Origin of the sequence: Janthinobacterium darwini, from assembly GCF_051380905.1 — a bacterium.
In the GTDB taxonomy this organism is placed as follows: Bacteria; Pseudomonadota; Gammaproteobacteria; order Burkholderiales; family Burkholderiaceae_D; genus Janthinobacterium.
Window position 1 is genome coordinate 2,794,166 of the sequence record NZ_JBNYXX010000001.1, and the last position, 17,094, is coordinate 2,811,259.

The following is a 17,094-nucleotide window of genomic DNA, read 5'->3' on the forward strand; positions in this document are numbered from 1 at the left end:
AGCATCGAGCTAACGGGCGCATGGCACAATGGCTGCGGATTTGACCACCGCATACCACCGATACCGGAGACCACATGAGAATCGAAACCCTGGCCGTACACGCCGGCTACACCCCCGACCCGACCACCAAGGCCGCCGCCGTCCCCATTTACCAGACGGTGGCCTACGCCTTCGATAATGCGCAACATGGCGCCGACCTGTTCGACCTCAAGGTCGCCGGCAATATCTACACGCGCATCATGAATCCCACGCAGGACGTGCTGGAAAAGCGCGTCGCGGCGCTGGAAGGCGGCGTAGCTGCGCTGGCCGTGGCATCGGGCATGGCGGCCATCACCTACGCGATCCAGACCATCACCGAAGCGGGCGACAATTTCATCTCCGCCAGCCAGCTGTACGGCGGCACCTACAACCTGTTTGCCCACACCCTGCCGCAGATCGGCATCGAAGTGCGCTTTGCCGACGCGCGCCAGCCCGAAACCTTCGCCGCCCTGATCGACAGCCGCACCAAGGCCATCTTTTGCGAATCGATCGGCAACCCGCTGGGCAATGTGACGGACGTGGCAAAACTGGCCGAAATCGCGCATGCGCACGGCATCCCGCTGATCGTCGACAACACGGTACCCAGCCCCTATCTGTTCCGCCCCATCGAGCATGGCGCCGACATCGTCGTCCATTCGCTGACCAAATACCTGGGCGGCCACGGCACCACCGTGGGCGGCGCCATCGTCGACAGCGGCAAATTTCCGTGGGCCGAACACAAGGAACGCTTCAAGCGCCTGAATGAACCGGACGTGTCGTATCACGGCGTCGTCTACACGGAAGCCTTTGGGCCCGCCGCCTTCATCGGCCGCGCGCGCGTCGTCCCGCTGCGCAATATGGGCGCCGCCATCTCGCCCTTGAGCGCTTTCCAGCTGATCCAGGGCATCGAAACCCTGGCCCTGCGCATGGACCGCATCTGCGACAATACCCTGGCCCTGGCCAAGCACCTGAAAAACCATCCGAAAGTCGCGTGGGTCAATTACGCGGGCCTGGAAGACCATCCGGACCACGCCCTGGTGAAAAAATACATGAATGGCCGCGCCTCGGGCATTTTGTCCTTCGGCCTGAAACTGGCTGCTGGTGAAGACCCGCGCGCGGCCGGCGCCCGCGTGCTCGACGCCCTGCAGCTGTTCACGCGCCTGGTCAACATCGGCGACGCCAAGTCGCTGGCCACCCACCCGGCGTCCACCACGCACCGCCAGCTCAATGCCACGGAACTGGCCAAGGCGGGCGTATCGGAAGACATGCTGCGCCTGTCGGTCGGCATCGAGCATATCGACGACTTGCGCGAAGACCTGGAACAGGCACTCAATGCCGCTTAATCGCTGCCTTTGACGCCATAGCGCGATGCCGGCTTGCCGCGCATCGCGCCCGCGAACAAGGCCAGACGGGCAGCGTCAAACTGCTCCCACAAGGCCTGGTCTTCGACGGACGGCAAGGTCACCAACTCGCCTTGGTCCAGGCCCGCCAGCGCCGCATCGACGCAGTCTTCCGCGCGCATAATGGTGGCCTGGTCCAGCTGCGCCAGCGGCACGCCGCTCAATTCCCAGATTTCCGTCGCCGTCGATGCGGGCAGAACCAGCTGCACCACGATGCCCGTACCAGCCAATTCCTGTTGCAAGCCCCGCGTGAAATTCATCACATAGCCCTTGGTGGCGCTATAGATCGTGCTGACTGGCAGGATGTGAAAGGACAGCACGGAACCGATATTGATGATGGTGCCCCGGTTGCGCTGCTTGAATTGCGGCAGCACGGCGTAGGTCAGCTCGGCCAGCGCCGTCACATTGACCTGGTCCATCGCGGTGATGCCCTCGCGGGGCGCGTCCGCTACGGCACCCAGGGTCGATACACCCGCATTATTCACCAGCATGGTGATGGCCGCGTTCGACGACAGTTCGCCGGCCACGCGCCGCAAATCGTCCGCATCGGCCAGATCGGCCGCCATGGCGCGCACGGCCACGCCATACTTTTCCGCCAGCGAGGCGGCCAGCGTGCCCAGGCGCTCGACCCTGCGCGCTACCAGGATCAAATCAAAGCCGCGCGCGGCCAGGCGGTCCGCATATACGGCGCCCAGGCCGGAGGAGGCGCCGGTGACGAGGGCCGTGCCTTGGGTAGTGACTGCATTCATGATCATTCCTTCTTCAACTATAGGGGTGGATAGGCGCCGTCAAACATGACAGCTATCATGCTTCAACACATTAAACATGACGATCATCATGTTTAATGTGTTGAAGCATGACGAACATCATGTATGATGTCAACTATTATTTTTAAGCCGCGATCAGGAGCCTGCCATGCGTTATCCCGCCGAAGAAACCGCCGAAAAGCACCAGCGCATCCTGACCCAAGCGGCGCGGCTGTTCCGTGAAAAGGGCTACGACGGCGTCAGCGTGGGAGAGATCATGCAGGCGACGGGGCTCACGCATGGCCCCTTCTACAACCACTTCGCTTCGAAGGAAGCGCTGATGGCCGAAAGCACCCTGCACGGCTCGGAGCGCTCGCGCGTGGCGCTTGACGCGGCCATGGCCAGTCCTGAAACGATGCGCCAGTATGTGCGTGATTACGTGAGCGCCGGCCACCGCGACGTGCCCGGCAATGGCTGCCTGCTGGCCGCGCTGGCCGGCGATGCGCGCAAACAGCCGGCCGTGCGCCCCGCATTCACCTTCCACCTAAAAGCCATCATCGGCAAGCTGGCCACGCATTTTCCGTGGCAGAAAAAGCGCAAGCCACGACAGGAAGCCATCGTCATGCTGTCGGCCATGGTGGGCGCCGTGGCGCTCGCGCGCGCCGTCGACGATGCGGCGTTTTCCGATGAGATCCTGGCGGCGGTCAGTGCCACGTTTGCCCCTATGGCGCCGCCAACACCTGCGCCACCTGCCTGACCCTGTCATCCACCGTGCCGGAGACATCGACAAAGGCGATCCCCCGCCGCGCCAGCTCTGCCTGATACCACGCATGCTGGCGCGCGCGGAAATCCCCGTCGCGGCGGGTGCCGTCCTGGATGAAGGGGAAATCGGGCGCGCACAGCAACACCAGGTCGTAGCGATGCTCGGCCAGTTGCGCCAGCTCCAGCTCGGCCTTGCCGAACATCTCGACACAGTAAAAATAGGTGGTCAGGGGCGATGTATCGCAAAACAGCCAGCGCCGCGCAGCCAATAGCATCTGCGCTTCGCGGCGCAGCTGTTCCCGGCCGATCTTCAGCAAATCATCATAGGCCAGCACGCCATCCTGGCTTTCCCACAGCTCGCGGCCATATTCGGCCACCCATTCCGTCTCGAAATGCCGCGCCAGCGCCTGCGCCAAGGTCGTCTTGCCGCTCGATTCGCCACCGAGCACGCACACGCGCGTGACGAAATCGGCGCGCACGATGGGTGACAGGAAGGCGCTGTGCGCCTGCGGGTCTTGCCGCACCAAGGTCCCGGACACGGGCACCAGCGCTCTTGCCTGATCCACGCTGACATGCGCTACCGCTCCCATCGCGTAATGCCGTTCCAGCACGCCCGCAAAGCCGGGACCATAGTCTTCGCTGCTGAACACGGCATCGACGGGCAGCGCCAGCAGCGTCCAGCACAGCCAGCCCATGAAGTGGCGATGCTCGTCGCCCTCGTCGTCATTGTGCGGCAGCGAACGCGCAGGCACGCCGCGCACCGCGCACAGGGCGGCCAGGCGCGCATCGTCCAGCACGACGATCACAGCCTGGGGAAATTGCGCCCGCAGCCACCCTTCCCGGCGCGCCGGGTCCAGGCCGGGAAATTCGGGTTTGGTGTAGCTAACCACCAGCAGCTCTTCGCAGGCCCCCTGCGCACGATTGATCAACAGTTCGTGGCCCTTGTGCAGCGGGCAGAATTTGCCCACCACGAGGCCGCGTTTATAAAGGTTCATGCCACTGCTTCCTGCAAATCCGAGGTGTATTGAATGATCTTGTCTTCCGCCTGCAAAGTCTCGACCGTAATGGCGCCGAAAAAGGGGGCGAGCAAGGCGCGCGCCCGGTCGGCTTGCGGCATGGCGCCCGGCGCCAGGCGCAGTACGACACTGCCGTCACCATGCTGGTGCACGCCGAACAGGGCGATGGCCAGCGGCTTCAGGGCGTGCGTGATGTCGATATTGTTGATCCATTCGCCGTTGATCATCCTGTAGCGCAAGGGGCTGCGCCCCGCCAGGCCCACCAGCACGGGACCGTGCGGTCCATGCGTCAGCGACGCGTAATCGCCCGTGCGGTAGCGCACCAGGGGCAGGCAAAAGTTAAAACCGCCCGTCACGGTGATTTCGCCGCGCTCCCCGTCGGCCACGGGCCGCCCTTCCCTGTCGAGGATTTCCACGTACAGCCGGTGCTGCAGCAGCACGTGGCCGCCCGCCTGTTCGTCGTAGACGGCCACGGGACCCACTTCATTGAGCGAATAGATGTCGAGCACGGGGCAGCCGAAACGTTCTTCGAGGCGCGCCCGCATGCCGGGCAACAGCATCATCGACACGGACAGCAGCGCGGCCGGCCTGTGCGTCATGGACAAGGTCAGCAGCTCGGCAAACGAGATGGGGTCGCCCGCGATCAATTCGGGCGCCATGGCGTCCAGGTAGCGCGCGCGGTCATCCGGCTCGCGCCAGTCGTCCACGTGCAGGTTGATCTTCGCCAGGCCCGATTCGCCCATCGTGGGCGTGACGGAGACATAGGTGAAGCAGCGGCGCTGATGCCCCAGCAGCATGACGCCCACCTGTCCCGCGCCATGGCGTAAAGTCACGCCAAAACGCCGCAGCGAGCGCTTGTGGAAGGCCAGGTAGCGCCCCGCCACCAGCGGGTGCGAAGCGATCAGCAACGGGTGCCCCGTGGTGCCCGTGGTCTGGAAATTGATCATGCGCGCCAAGTCCGCATCGTCGGGCACGAAGGCGGCGATATCGTGCGCCAGTTCGGCGCGGCTGATGGGCGTTGCATCGATGAGACGCGCCGGTGGCGAACCGCAGGCACGATAGTAGGGCACCGTGGCATAAGTCGCCCTGAGAAAATCCGGCAGCCAGGATGGCGGCGCGGCGCGGCTCCAGCAGATCGCCGCATCCATGACTTCCTGCTCATAGACACGCAGGGCAGCCACTTCCGCCGCCAGCAGCTTGTTGCCGCTGCGGTTGCGGTACTGGGGGGCGGCCGGATGGCTGCGCAGTCTTTCCAGCATGCGCGCACCTGCTTGCGTCAGCGTGGGACAGTAGTGGCGGTCCGATTCCCAGGCGCCGCCCGGCAGATTGACATCAGGTTTGCCAGCGAGCGTCATTCGCGCGACCACTTGTCGGCCGATTCCTCGGCCGCCTTCTTCGCCAGCGCCTCGCGGATCTCCCGCGCGCGCTGTTCGGCCAGCCGGCTCGCTTCGAGCAGGCGGCGGCGCTCCGTGCCGCTGATGGCGGACAATCTGTCCGTCGCCTGCGCCACGCTTTCGTCACGGGGCCGAAAGGCCAGGCGCGCCAGCACGATGCGCGCCAGCTCCTCGCGCCGCTCCGGGTCGTGCGTGAACTGGTGGGCTGGCGTGGCGGCGGCCAGTTCGCGCGCCGTCTCGCCCAGCACCTGCAGCAAATCCTGCTGCCGCAATTGCTGGCCGATGAACCACTCGTCGGCCAGCAGCCAGCACAAGATCATGGCCAGCGCCAGGCGATTGCGGTCCGCCTTCACTTGCGCGCCGATAAAACCCTGCAGTGACGCGGCCGGCGCGCGGGTGCCATGCAGCAGCAAAATGTCGTTGACCAGTGCGGCAACCGCCACCGCCTGCGCGTTGGCGACGCCGGCGATGCGGGGCTCGGCGAGGAACTCGACGGGGGCGTCGGCCAGGCGGTGGGTCAGTGTTTCGAGGTGGGGACCGATTTGCATCATGATGTCATTACCTCAACCCAACGGCAAATGCTGGGGTCAGACCCGCCGGGTCTGACCCCGGAATTCTGCTGCGCATATTCATCTTATTTAACTCTTCACATAATGCCTGCGGCTGAACGCCCGCGCAAAGTCCAGCAAGTCTTCGTAGCGCTCGACGGCGTGGATATCCCAGCCCTGCTCGCGGCGCGCCCGTTTCAGATCGTCATAGGTTTGCTGCAGCCACTTGTTGGCCGCCACGCCATCCCAGCCGCGCTCCAGGTTCAGGGCCATGGTGCCACCCGCACCGCCCTGCGCCAGCGCCTTGGCGGAAATATCCCAGCCGCTGTTGCCCAGTTCATCGTCGTCGAACATGGTGGTGATGCCATCGTCGGAAATCATCAGGATGTGTACGGGCCGTTCGCGCTTGCCCGCAAAGGTCTTGCGCAGGCAATGGATGGGGAAACAGGTGCCGCTGCCAAAAAAATCCGTCAGCACGCCCAGGATCATGTCTTCATCGCGCACGAAACCTGGCGTCTGCATCACCTCATTCTTGCCGCTCCACAGGGTCACCTGCACTTTCGCGCCAGCGCGCAGGGCGGACAAGGCGATGACGGCGCCAGCCAGGGTCAGGAACGAGGTGTGTGCCTGAGGGTTGGGCATGGAGCCGGAACTGTCCACGTACATGTCCAGGTCGACGGGCACGGCGTCGATGGCGCGCGCCGGTTCGCGGCCAACCACGCGGCGCATGGTGGTCACGCCGGGCACGGGGCGCGGCGACTGCATCACGGATTGCAGCCAGTCGATGTCTTCCAAAGGGTCACCGATCTCCCACGCTTCCAGCCCTTCCATCTGCGGCTCCTGCGACTCGGGCGCGGGGCGGCTGGGAAACGCCACCAGGTGCGGCAAGGCGCGTTCGCGGTAGTAGCGGATAGCGATCTCATGGTCGCTCAGGTTGATGCCCGAGGCCTTCAAAATGTCGCCCAGCTCGAACGGCTCGCGCAACTGGCCGCCACCCGCCCTGGCCGGCGCCTCGGCTTGCGACTCTTCACCGTCGAGGCCGGAGATGCGCTTGTCGTGCACGGGATGGATGGCGCCACCCTCTTCGTCATCCTCGATCTGCTGCGCGCCATACGTCTGGCAGCCACGGGCCGCGTCGCGCGTGTCCTGCAGGTAGCGGCTTGGGTCAAGACTGCCACCCAGGGCATCCGTGTCGTCCACCAGGTAAGGCAACAGCAAGGTGGCGAAGCGCCCCGCCGCCAGCATCCAGTCGTTCGCGTAGACGCGGATCAGGCGCGCACCCAGCCAGGCATCCGTGTCCAGGCGCTCGTCGGCCTGGCCGCCGCCCAGTTCACCCTTTTCCAGCTGCCACAGGTTTTCATAGATGCGCATGTACAGGGTCCACACGCCGCCGCTGGCCCTGGCCTTGCCGTCCGGCGAAGGCTCGCGGCCCTGCTGCAGCTTGCGATAAATGTCGGCCATGCGCAAATTCGCCTGGCGCTGCAGCCGGTCGTTGATGAACAGGTCCGTATACAGGTTGGCCACCATGGGTGCGTGCTGCTCCAGGGTGGGCAAGGCACGGCGCATGCGCGCCAGCAAGCGGAACTGGTCGCTGGCACTGCCTGGCGCGAGGATGTGGTGGCCGATTTCATGCGCGAGGATTTCCAGCGCATAGTCATCCAGCCCCAGCTCCGTCACCAGCGGCAAGTCGACCACGACGCTCTGGTCCAGCAGGCGGATCATGGCAAAGCTGCCGGACAGCCCCTTCTTGCTGGCCTGGACGTGGCTGGTGCACAGGCTCGGGTCGCGCAGGCGCGTAAATTTGCTCCACACGGCAAGGGCCTCGGGCCAGGCAGCCTGCCAGGCGTCGATCAGGGCGGGTTCGGCGTCCTTTTTCATGCGAGCGGCAGCAAGCGGATCGCGTGCGTCCACGGCGACGTAATGGCAACTGTATGCGCATTGGCGGCGATAGCGATGTCGCCGGGCGGCACATCGAGCACGATGCTGCGCGCGCCGATATGCAGGCTCGCACCATCGACGCGCACGGACGATGGCTGCTCGTTTGGCGCCTGCTCGAACTCCTGCGCCGTGGCGCTGTGCAGCACGGCGCCGCAGGCATCGGCCACCAGCAGGTAGTGGAGCTCGGCGCTGCGCACGACAAAACCGTCCTTTGTCGCGCGCACTTGCGGCGGCGTGCCGAAAGCGCCACCGAGGCCGCTGAAGCTGCCAAACTCCCTGCCCTCGGCATTGCCGCGCCAGGGATTCGCCAGCAACTGCGCATGCACCTGCGGCCAGTGCGCAGCCGGTTCGCCAAAGGCGGCCAGCGCCAGCGCAGGCGGCAAGGTATCGGCGGCGGCCAGCGCGCCCAGGCGGAAATGCGCGACACCGGCGCGCCAGGCCAGGACCTGGCCCACGGCGCGCAGCTGCGCCACCGTGGCGATCTGCGCTGCCAGGGCAGCCAGCTCGCGCTGCCACTGCGCGGGACGCGCGCCCGCCACGGAGGCTATGTGGATGGCGGCGTTGCTGAGCATGCCCAGCACCTCGACGGGCGCCGTCGCCAGCAACGGCGCAAACGATGGCGCCAGTTCGCGCCAGACGCTATTGAGGAGGGGATTTTTCGCCGCCGGACCTGCCAGGCCGTGGCCCACCAGCTCCAGGGCCATGTCGTAGGCGGCCAAGGTGACGCCGCCTGCGCGCTCAGGCGCAACGTCGGCCACGGCCACTACCAGCGGATCGACGCCATCGTGCAGGAAAGCGCCGAAGGCGGCCATGTCCAGCGATGGAAAACGCCGGCGCGCTTCCGCAGCGCGGCCGTTGAACTGGGCGCGGCCGCTGGCAAGTATCGAGGCAAAAGCAGGAGAGATCATCGCCGCTCCTCAATCGCTGTGCGAGAAGTGCAGCAAATAACGTTCATCCCCCAGTTCGAACGCGATCTCGTCCCAGTGGATGGCGTACCAGAAACCAGGCGGCGGCGCCATCTTCACGACATGCACTGTGAATCCGGCCAGCGACATGTCCAGCGCTTCGAGGAATGCGTCGACGAGGCAGGTGCGAAAACGGCCCGGCGGCGCCGTCTGCATGTGGTCCGACGAGAAGAACCAGCGCTGGCATACCTGCTCCAGCTGTGCGCGCCCGCACGGCGCTACCTTGAGGTGCCACAGGGGCGCCGGCAAGTCGCGCGCGGGCTCGATGCCGTGCAAGGCATGGTCTTCCACGCGCATGCCCAGCGCCGTGAGCAGGTCGGGCGCGTCCGGCAGGCGCTGCAGCTCGTAGCTTGCGCACAGGTCGCTGGCCTCGCTGTTCAGCCTCTCAAGCGCGCCGAGAAAACCTCGGCAGTGATCCATAGTCAGAGCGTAATTCATTACGAACGCAGCCAGCTGCGGTAATTGGTATAGCGCTGGTGCAGGTATTTGAGCTTGAGCAGATCGTCGTACAGGGGACCATACAGTTTGCGCCCCTTGGTGCGTTCGCCGATCAGCTTTTCAATGCGGTTCAGGCGTGCCAGGGTTTCGCGCTCGCTGACGCCATCGAGGCCCAGGTCGAATTCGGCCGACAGCACGCCCACCGGATCATCGCGGTCCAGGTCCAGGCGGTTGAATTCATCGTTCGACAAATCGAACAGGCGGCGCAGCCAGCCCAATCTATCGCTGCGGTAGGCGGCGTTTTCCGGCAGCGCGAAAAATGGCGCGTCCGGGTCCGGCTGCAGCTTGTTATGCAGGACGAAGGGCAGCACCTGGCGCAAGTCTTCCAGCTCCACCTCGCCGTTACCGCGGAAGTAGGCCATGGCCTTGGCGTAGATCAGCAGCGCCATCAGGGTGCGCACGGAGATGCCGTTCAGGGTCTGGCAGCCCAGGTCCTTCAAACGGTCGCGCCCATTGTCGGCCGCCTGCGCGGCGCCACGGTCGGCGCCGGCCAGGCGGGCCGTATCCTTGGTCATGTATTCGAACTGGCCGCCCGCCGTCTCGAACAGCTCGAACTGGCTGGCGAAAAATTCCAGGCGGCGCCGCACGGCGTCGGGTATGCCCACCTGGCGGATGGATACGCCAATTTGATCCACCTCCCCTTCCGTGAAGATGATCTCGGGCGGTACCAGTTCTTCGGGGCGCACGTTTTCTTCCACGCGCAGCAGCAGTTCATTCAGGAAGCGCGGATTGAAAGCCAGCGCCTGCACCGTCACGTCGACCCGGTCGCGCAGCGCTTCGATCACCTGATACGTACCGCCGCCCTGGTCGTCGTTGGCCGTCAAATACCAGGCCGCTTCCGGGCATTCGTAAATATGGTTCAGCACTTCCGCGTAATTGTCGCCCATGACGGTGAGCAGCGCGCTCTGCGTGCGCGTGGGGATGCGATTGTATTCATCGACGATTTTGACGCGCATGCCCAGCCAGGCGCGCCAGGCGATGCGGATATCGTCCATGCTTTGCGCGTTCACCAGGTCGGCAGGCAGCGGATTGCCCAGCAAGTCGGCCACCGTCATCTGCGGGTGGCCATGCTGCATGGCGCGTTTGACTTCCTTGACGGAGGAACCGGCCAGCACGCCCATCAGCAGCGCGCTGGCCGTCTTGCCCCGCCCCGGCCCGCCGACGAACAGACATTTGCGGCGCGTGGCAAAGGTCAGCAGGGGCAGCAAAATAAAACTGGAATAGCTTTGCGCCGACGGCAAGTTCAGGGTGCGGCGGCTGTCGCCCACCGAATACGTCTGCGACGGGCCATCGTTGTACTCGATGTCGTAATGGGGGCTGATGATGGCGTGGTTGACGATCCAGAAATAGGCCTGGCGCAGTTTTTCATCGAAAGGTCGCGCTTGCGCCTCGCCTTCTGCTCCCAGCGCGATGGGCCCCTGGTACAGGTCCGCCACGTCGAACTGCCGCGCGGCAGGCGCGGCCTTGGGCTTGGTGGGGGCTTGGGACAGGCGCTGGAACAAATTGAAGGCGGACATGGTTCGTTTACTTTAAATGGGGTCAGACCCGGCGGGTCTGACCCCGGGTACGAAATTATTGCATATCGTTCCCATTACGCCTTGTTCAAATCAACAACCGTTTCATCCATCCTGCGCCAGCGCCACCAGCCCAGCGCCACGCAGGCCACCAGCAAGGCCAGCAAACCCGCCACTTCATGGCGGATTTCATACAGCGAGGCGCCCATCTGGTTGAGCGCGACAAAGCCCTGGATGCCGGCCGTGGATGGCAGCAGCCAGCGCAGCCATTGCAGCACGACGGGCATGGACGACACGGGCCAGGTCAGGCCAGCGAGGAACAGCACGGGCATCGAGGTGGCGATCATCAGCTGCGTGCCCCGTTCGCGCGTGCGGAACAGCATGCCCAGCAGCATGCCGAAAGCCGCTTCCGCCAGAGAGAACAGCACCAGCAGCAAGAGCATGCCGCCGAAGTTGCCGCCACGGGGGTAATCCTGGAACCAGAAGACGAAACCGAAGAAATAGCAGCAGTTGATGAATGCCACGCTGGCAAACGCCAGCAGCATGCCCGCATAACCGCCCGCCCTGCGCCGGCCCGCCAGGGGAAAACGCTTGCGCTGATACCAGGTGCCGAACAGCATGGTCACGCCAATCAGCAAGGTCTGCTGCACAATGAGAGTCGCCACTCCTGGCACAACATACGCGCCATAGCCTTCCTTGACGTTAAACAGGGGCACGGCGGTGAAGGCGATGGGCGAGCGCTGCTGGTTGGCCTGGATGGTGGACGGCGTACCCGCGCCCAAACGCTTGAGCTCAATACCACCCGACACGGTGCCCACCACTTCGGCCAGGCCATTCAGGGCCACCTTGTTGAGCATCAGATACAAGCCATTGCCCGCCACCTGCGCGTGGGCGGCGCGGCCGGCCAGCACATCTGTCTGCAAGCCGTCGGGGAGGATCAGCACACCCATGACCTTGTCGCGCCACAATAAATCTTGTGCGACGGGCAAGTCCGGCGTGACGGCGATCACGTCCAGCGACGGATGGGCCATGGCAAAGCGCGTCAACTGGCGCGACATGGCGCTGCGGTCCTGGTCGACGACCGCCACGGGCACGCGCTGGACGATTTCCGTCGAGTATGGCAAAGGATAAAAGAAGGAATAAATGATGCCGCCGATGAACAGCAAGGTCAGCGCGCCCTTGTCTGTCAGCATGGCGCGCCAGGTGGCAATAAAGGCGGACCAGCAGCTATTCATGTGCGCCCCCAGGCATCCGGGGCATTCGCGCGGCGCGCCAGCAGGAATACGCCCACGGTGCCACAGCCGATGGCAAAGCCAGCCAGTATCAACATTTCCTGCACGCCATAGCGCCACGGCGCGCCGGCCAGCCAGTATTTGGTTTGCAACTGCAAATAGTGCGTGAGCGGCAAGGCTTCCGCCCAGGCGCGGGCCGGCGCCGGCATGGCCATCAAGGGAAAGGCCTGGCCCGCAAACGCGAACGCCGGCGCCGTAATAAATGCCGCGCCCGACAGGGCCAGGCGCAAGGACAGGGTAGCGGCTATCAACAAAGTGGCCAGACCGCAGTAGGCGAGCACCAGCAGCAACATGCTCAGCAGCAAGGCCGGCAAGCTGCCCGCCACGGCCCAGTCCCGCGCCAGGCTGAAAAACAAGAGATACAGCAGCGCCAGCGCACTGTAGGCGATGAGGGGAAACAACAGCTTGGCGCCGACAGCGCGCAGCCAGCTACCATTGGCCGAGGCCAGCCATTGCGGCACCGTGCCGTCGCGCAACTCGCGTCCGATGGAGGTGACCACGGCGACGACGATGAAAATCTGCAGCATGGCCGGCATCAGGGCCAAGGTCAAAAACGCTTCATAGCTGATGTTTTCATTATACAAACTGTTCAAGGTCGTGCGTATCGGTTCGAACTGGGCCGCCGCCTGCACGCCCGACATGCCCTTTTTCATCCTCGCCGTCATCTCGATGCCGGCCGACAAGGTCGTGCTGACCGTCCGCACATCACGCAGCAAGGCGCCCGCATGCGAGGAAAACTGCGCGTTGTACAACCACTGTACGGTGGCTTGGCGGCCACCCAGCAATTTCTGTTCAAAATCATTCGGGATCAGCAGATAGCCAAACGCCGTGCGTTCGCGCAAGCGATGCAGGGCTTCGTCGCTGGACGCCACTTTCGCCGTGACCTCGATACCAGGTGAGGCGTCGAGCCAGCGCGTCAGCTGGCGCGACAGGGTGGAGTTATCGTTATCGATGACGACGATGGGCAAGTCGCGCGCGATGCCGGCAGAAAACACCAGCCACAACATGCCGCACAGCACGATGGGAATCCAGCTGAGCATGCCGAAGTCCCAAAAATCGCCGCGCAGCCGCGCCCACTCGCGCGCCAGCGTAGAGACCGGCCCTTTATCCGCTTCGTTCATCGGCTATCAGAGCGGTGGAAACACGACCGACATGCCCGGACGCAAGCCCTCGACCTTGATGGCGGGGCGCAAACGGATTTCGAAGGTGCGCAAATCCGTGCCGCCCGGACGGGCCGCGCGCCACGTGGCGAAGTCCGGCAGGACGGCCACCGAACTGACCTTGAAGCTCACTTGCTGTTTCAGCGCTGGCACGTTGGCCGCATGCGTGCTGCCCATGCCAAACGCCGCCATGTCATCTTCGCGCACTTGCAGCACGGCCCAGGCATCATCGAGGTTCACCAGGGTGATCACGGGAAAACCTTGCGGCGCCAGTTCGCCCGGCTGTATCTGGATCTTGCTGACCTGGCCCGCCACCGGCGCGGCGATCTTCGTTTCCGCCAGGGCGATCTGCGCTTCCGTCAACACGGCGCCCACCTGGCGCGCCTGGGCGGCGGCGGCTGTCTTGTCTTCCGGACGGGCGCCCGTTTGCGCCATGTCATACTGCGCGCGGGCAGCTTGCGCCAGCTGGTCGGCGGCGCGCCATTGCGCTTGCGCCTCGTCACGTTTCTGTTGCGCAATCACGCCTTGCTCGAACATATTGTTGACGCGGGTATAAGTGGTTTTGGCAATATTCGCCCCCGTTTGCGCCCGCTCCCAGTTGGCTTTGGCGGCACGTACTTCCTCGGGCCGTGCGCCCGCTTGCGCCTTCTTTGCCACGGCATCGGCCGCCTGCGTGGCGGCCGTCGCTTGCGCTATCTTCGCATCGACTTCCGGACTCGTCAGCTGGAACAGCAAGTGGCCTTTCGGCACCGTCTGGCCCAGCTTGACGTACAGTTCGCCCACCCTGCCCGGCACTTTCGACGACACATTGACTTCCTGCGCATCCATCTGTCCCTGCAAAGGCAGGCGCTGCGGCTGAAATGCCTGGTACAGGCCCCAGCCCACGAAGGCCAGAACAATGAGGGCGGCGCCGATGGCCAATGGTTTTTTGGAGGTACTCATTATTATTTGTCCACAGGTAATTGGATATCGGCCGCAGCGGCCAGGCTGCCCAGGCGCTGCGTCTCGCCTGTCGCTTCCAGCAATTGCGCCAGCCCCATCACATAGTTATAGGCAGTCTGCGCTCGCTGCGTTTCCACCTTGGCCAGGTTCAGGCGCGCGTCGACGACTTCCAGCGAGGTCACTTGCCCTTGCTGGAAGGCCACCGTTTGCAAACGGATATTTTCGCGCGCCAGCTCCACCGACGACGCCGTGGACAGATACTGGATGCGGGCGTTTTCCAGCGCGCGCCAGTTCTTTTCGATCAGAGTGGGAATGTCTCGCTCAGCCTGGCGCGCCACCACTTCCACCCGCTCCTGGTCGAGCTTGGCGGCGGCGATCATCTTGCCTGTATTGATGCGGTGCACCAGCGGCACGGACACGACCAGGCCGACTGCCCAGTTTGAGCGCACGAGTTTTTCGTTGCCGCGATTCAAATTGTAGTTACCGATGGCAAACACGGTGGGCGCGTATTCCTTGCCATGCAACTTCAAGGCTTGCTCGGCCTGCACGCGCTTGCTGTCGATCTTTTTCCAGTTGGCATTTTCCCGCATACCCGTGCTGATGAACGATTGCAAGGTGCCAACGGGCAAGCTATTGACGAACAGCGGCGTGCTGGGCCGCACTTGCGTGTTGACGGCAAGCAAACGGTCGAGCGCCACTTGCGCGATTTCCTCATCGCTGCGCGCCTGCGCTTCCTCGCTGCGGGCGCTATCCAGGGCCACGTCGGCGCGCAAGCGTTCCGCGCGCGAAATCAGGCCGCCCTTTTCCAGCTTGGCCGCGTCGCGCTGGTGCTGCGTCACGCCGACCGTCACTTCGGCCCGCACGGCCACCACACGCTTGGCCAGCAACAACTGGAAATAGCGCTGCGCCACCAGGGTAGCCAGTTGCTCTTCCGCTTCCGTGCGCTCCGCCTGTGCGGCCAGGGTCAGGCTGGAAGCGAGTCCTTTGACGGCGTCCAGGCGCCCGCCCGTGTAGATGGGCCACATGCCCAGCAAGCCGAACGAGGTCAAATCCGTCACCACTTCGCGGTTCAGGGAATTGGGGATGTGCGGCGTGGGCAAGCCGGGGATGGGCGGCAGCACTGATTCGATACCGCCCACCACGCCCGACAAACCGCTCGTATCGATACTCAAGTCCGTCGACAGACGGCCGCGAAACGCCGTCAAGTCCACGGAAGGTCCGTCGATATTCGACAAGGCTTCCGCTTTGAGTGTTTTTGCGCGCACGTCGAGCGCGGCGCCCTGCACGGCGCCCGAAGCCTTTGCCGCTTGCTGCAGCGCTTCGCTGAAGGTCAGCGGCGCACCGCCCGGCATCTGCGCCAGGGCGGGCAGGGCCGCGCCTAGCGCGCTCGCCAGCAATACTGATAAGTGTCCTTGCAATCTGCCCATGTAGCGTCCAGTCAATGAATGAGGGGAAAGCACGGGGTTGCCATGTTTATACTTTCACAATAGCAATTATATCTACGGATGTCTATTCCAGCCTGCACTATTGGTTACGGTAGCTGCCATGTCAAAACGGGCGCCTCTTGCGGGGTGCCCGCTTGACTTGGAGCAAGCAGCTACCCACTTGCTGCTTCGCCTACTTGACGCCCGTTTCCTCGGCCAGGCGGAACGCCGCGTCGTTCGGCTTCATCCCGTTCAGCCGCCCCTGCGAAAACTCCGCGCCATGCATTTGCGCGGCCAGCGCTTCATCGACTACTTGTACTTTTGCTCTTCATTCATCGGGGAGAACAGAAAGAACAGGATCCTCTGCGCCTGCAAGGGCGTGACTAGTAATGGTTTGGACGATACCAGAGTGCCTTGCGCGCCAGCGGCGTCTCCTCGGGTAAGTCAGGATTGGCCAGTTCCAGCACGTACCGATGGGACAGCTTCAAGCCATCTGCGAGACGACCAAAATGCCGCTGGAACAGCTGCGCGAAACTGCCATCGGCGAGCATGGTTTCCAGCCCGATTTCAATGTGACGTACCAGTTCCGGCCGGTGCTTGCCGACAAAAAAATACAGCGCCGCCGGGTAGCGGATGACCAGATGGGCATCGAGTGCCAGCGGCAATTGCGCATGGCTGGCAAACTCGCTTTGCACCTCGATGACGGAACGGGGAAAGTAATCGATGCGCCCTGCCGCCAGTTGCTGGAACAGGCCTTCGTAGGTGCTCGAGGTATCGAGGCGCAAGCCGTTCGCCTGCAGGATGGCGGAGTCGGGCCAGTCGCGCATCTGGCCGGCAGACAGCCGCGCCAGGGCGGTGATGCTGCGTACGGACCGCAGCAGCTGCGGCTGGCGCGCCTGGATCAGCGCCACGCGCCAGCCGATCAGGCCCCGGTCGATGGGGATGCGCACCGGCAACAATTGCGTTTCGCGCGCGCGGCTCGTCATGGCCCAGACGACATCGACGCTGCCCGACGCCGTGGCGATTTCCTGCATGGCACGCGTCTGCACCATGCGCAGTTCCGAACGGCGCAATGCATACGCCTGGCCCGAACGCGCCAGCGCCATTTGCAGCAAGGCCGTCACGTAACCTTGCTGCGGATCATTGAGCGCCTGGTGGCGCGGATATACGAGCGGTAGCGGCGGCAGCCGCGCATTGACGGCGGCGGCGCCCAACGGCCACAGGCCGGCAAGCATGAGCAGGGGGCGGCGCTGCATGGCCCCTCCTTTCCAGCGCTTTCATAGCGTTCTTATCAGAATGACAGTATCGCGCAGCATGCTGTGCTTGTCGACTGGAATAGGCAGACTATGTAAACAAAAACAACAACTTCGGACCAAGCAAGAGGGGTGGGAGTTAATCCAGATCAATAAACTCGTAAATAAAAAAATAAATCTTGCGTGCCGCTCTGGACGGCATGCACGCCCCTCGCCTACGCTGT

The 17,094-nt window shown here is 64.0% G+C and carries 15 protein-coding genes; 2 read left to right on the forward strand and 13 right to left on the reverse strand.

Going from position 1 to position 17,094, the window contains the following annotated elements; genetic code table 11:
• Window positions 1–74 precede the first annotated feature (74 nt).
• Window positions 75–1,361, forward strand: a complete 1,287-nt coding sequence (locus ACQ4WZ_RS12850; protein WP_436573590.1) for an O-acetylhomoserine aminocarboxypropyltransferase/cysteine synthase family protein — start codon at window positions 75–77, stop codon at window positions 1,359–1,361.
• Here ACQ4WZ_RS12850 and ACQ4WZ_RS12855 read toward each other — a convergent pair.
• Entirely contained in the window at window positions 1,358–2,167 is an 810-nt protein-coding gene (locus ACQ4WZ_RS12855) for an SDR family NAD(P)-dependent oxidoreductase (RefSeq protein ID WP_436573591.1), read from the reverse strand. The genes ACQ4WZ_RS12850 and ACQ4WZ_RS12855 overlap by 4 nt on opposite strands.
• Before the next feature lie 166 nt (window positions 2,168–2,333).
• On the opposite strand from ACQ4WZ_RS12855, the gene ACQ4WZ_RS12860 reads away from it, so the two are divergent.
• Entirely contained in the window at window positions 2,334–2,921 is a 588-nt protein-coding gene (locus tag ACQ4WZ_RS12860) for a TetR/AcrR family transcriptional regulator (RefSeq protein WP_436573592.1), read from the forward strand.
• Here the strand turns inward: ACQ4WZ_RS12860 and ACQ4WZ_RS12865 are convergent.
• The 12 genes from ACQ4WZ_RS12865 to ACQ4WZ_RS12920 form a co-directional block, all read right to left on the reverse strand.
• Window positions 2,887–3,921 (reverse strand): AAA family ATPase, encoded by a 1,035-nt coding sequence (locus ACQ4WZ_RS12865; protein ID WP_436573593.1) that lies wholly within the window; start codon window positions 3,919–3,921, stop codon window positions 2,887–2,889. The genes ACQ4WZ_RS12860 and ACQ4WZ_RS12865 overlap by 35 nt on opposite strands.
• Window positions 3,918–5,297, reverse strand: a complete 1,380-nt coding sequence (locus ACQ4WZ_RS12870; RefSeq protein WP_436573594.1) for a capsule biosynthesis protein CapK — start codon at window positions 5,295–5,297, stop codon at window positions 3,918–3,920. Before ACQ4WZ_RS12870 ends, ACQ4WZ_RS12865 begins: the two co-directional genes overlap by 4 nt.
• Window positions 5,294–5,887, reverse strand: coding sequence for a hypothetical protein (locus ACQ4WZ_RS12875; RefSeq protein WP_436573595.1), 594 nt, complete (start codon window positions 5,885–5,887; stop codon window positions 5,294–5,296). Before ACQ4WZ_RS12875 ends, ACQ4WZ_RS12870 begins: the two co-directional genes overlap by 4 nt.
• 87 nt (window positions 5,888–5,974) lie before the next feature.
• A complete protein-coding gene (locus tag ACQ4WZ_RS12880) occupies window positions 5,975–7,762 on the reverse strand; it encodes a VWA domain-containing protein (protein WP_436573596.1) in 1,788 nt (595 codons plus the stop codon).
• Window positions 7,759–8,730 carry a hypothetical protein gene (locus ACQ4WZ_RS12885; protein WP_436573597.1) on the reverse strand — a complete coding sequence of 324 codons (972 nt, stop codon included), beginning with the start codon at window positions 8,728–8,730 and terminating at the stop codon, window positions 7,759–7,761. The genes ACQ4WZ_RS12880 and ACQ4WZ_RS12885 overlap by 4 nt, the downstream gene beginning before the upstream one ends.
• 9 nt (window positions 8,731–8,739) lie before the next feature.
• Window positions 8,740–9,207, reverse strand: coding sequence for a hypothetical protein (locus ACQ4WZ_RS12890; protein WP_436573598.1), 468 nt, complete (start codon window positions 9,205–9,207; stop codon window positions 8,740–8,742).
• A 17-nt stretch (window positions 9,208–9,224) separates the two neighbouring features.
• A complete protein-coding gene (locus ACQ4WZ_RS12895; protein WP_436573599.1) occupies window positions 9,225–10,802 on the reverse strand; it encodes an AAA family ATPase in 1,578 nt (525 codons plus the stop codon).
• A 74-nt stretch (window positions 10,803–10,876) separates the two neighbouring features.
• Complete coding sequence (locus ACQ4WZ_RS12900; RefSeq protein ID WP_436573600.1) at window positions 10,877–12,034, reverse strand: ABC transporter permease; 1,158 nt, start codon at window positions 12,032–12,034, stop codon at window positions 10,877–10,879.
• Window positions 12,031–13,212, reverse strand: coding sequence for an ABC transporter permease (locus tag ACQ4WZ_RS12905; RefSeq protein ID WP_436573601.1), 1,182 nt, complete (start codon window positions 13,210–13,212; stop codon window positions 12,031–12,033). Before ACQ4WZ_RS12905 ends, ACQ4WZ_RS12900 begins: the two co-directional genes overlap by 4 nt.
• 6 nt (window positions 13,213–13,218) lie before the next feature.
• Complete coding sequence (locus tag ACQ4WZ_RS12910) at window positions 13,219–14,193, reverse strand: HlyD family secretion protein (RefSeq protein ID WP_436573602.1); 975 nt, start codon at window positions 14,191–14,193, stop codon at window positions 13,219–13,221.
• A 2-nt stretch (window positions 14,194–14,195) separates the two neighbouring features.
• On the reverse strand, window positions 14,196–15,620 hold the full coding sequence (locus ACQ4WZ_RS12915; protein WP_436573603.1) for a TolC family protein: 1,425 nt from the start codon (window positions 15,618–15,620) through the stop codon (window positions 14,196–14,198).
• Between the two features lie 380 nt (window positions 15,621–16,000).
• Window positions 16,001–16,873, reverse strand: a complete 873-nt coding sequence (locus ACQ4WZ_RS12920) for a hypothetical protein (RefSeq protein WP_436573604.1) — start codon at window positions 16,871–16,873, stop codon at window positions 16,001–16,003.
• Window positions 16,874–17,094 lie beyond the last annotated feature (221 nt).

Coding starts and splice junctions, on each gene's coding strand:
- ACQ4WZ_RS12850 (WP_436573590.1), top strand. CDS start 75: ATGAGAATCGAAACCCTGGCCGTACACGCCGGCTACACCCCCGACCCG.
- ACQ4WZ_RS12855 (WP_436573591.1), bottom strand. CDS start 2,167: ATGAATGCAGTCACTACCCAAGGCACGGCCCTCGTCACCGGCGCCTCC.
- ACQ4WZ_RS12860 (WP_436573592.1), top strand. CDS start 2,334: ATGCGTTATCCCGCCGAAGAAACCGCCGAAAAGCACCAGCGCATCCTG.
- ACQ4WZ_RS12865 (WP_436573593.1), bottom strand. CDS start 3,921: ATGAACCTTTATAAACGCGGCCTCGTGGTGGGCAAATTCTGCCCGCTG.
- ACQ4WZ_RS12870 (WP_436573594.1), bottom strand. CDS start 5,297: ATGACGCTCGCTGGCAAACCTGATGTCAATCTGCCGGGCGGCGCCTGG.
- ACQ4WZ_RS12875 (WP_436573595.1), bottom strand. CDS start 5,887: ATGATGCAAATCGGTCCCCACCTCGAAACACTGACCCACCGCCTGGCC.
- ACQ4WZ_RS12880 (WP_436573596.1), bottom strand. CDS start 7,762: ATGAAAAAGGACGCCGAACCCGCCCTGATCGACGCCTGGCAGGCTGCC.
- ACQ4WZ_RS12885 (WP_436573597.1), bottom strand. CDS start 8,730: ATGATCTCTCCTGCTTTTGCCTCGATACTTGCCAGCGGCCGCGCCCAG.
- ACQ4WZ_RS12890 (WP_436573598.1), bottom strand. CDS start 9,207: ATGGATCACTGCCGAGGTTTTCTCGGCGCGCTTGAGAGGCTGAACAGC.
- ACQ4WZ_RS12895 (WP_436573599.1), bottom strand. CDS start 10,802: ATGTCCGCCTTCAATTTGTTCCAGCGCCTGTCCCAAGCCCCCACCAAG.
- ACQ4WZ_RS12900 (WP_436573600.1), bottom strand. CDS start 12,034: ATGAATAGCTGCTGGTCCGCCTTTATTGCCACCTGGCGCGCCATGCTG.
- ACQ4WZ_RS12905 (WP_436573601.1), bottom strand. CDS start 13,212: ATGAACGAAGCGGATAAAGGGCCGGTCTCTACGCTGGCGCGCGAGTGG.
- ACQ4WZ_RS12910 (WP_436573602.1), bottom strand. CDS start 14,193: ATGAGTACCTCCAAAAAACCATTGGCCATCGGCGCCGCCCTCATTGTT.
- ACQ4WZ_RS12915 (WP_436573603.1), bottom strand. CDS start 15,620: ATGGGCAGATTGCAAGGACACTTATCAGTATTGCTGGCGAGCGCGCTA.
- ACQ4WZ_RS12920 (WP_436573604.1), bottom strand. CDS start 16,873: ATGCAGCGCCGCCCCCTGCTCATGCTTGCCGGCCTGTGGCCGTTGGGC.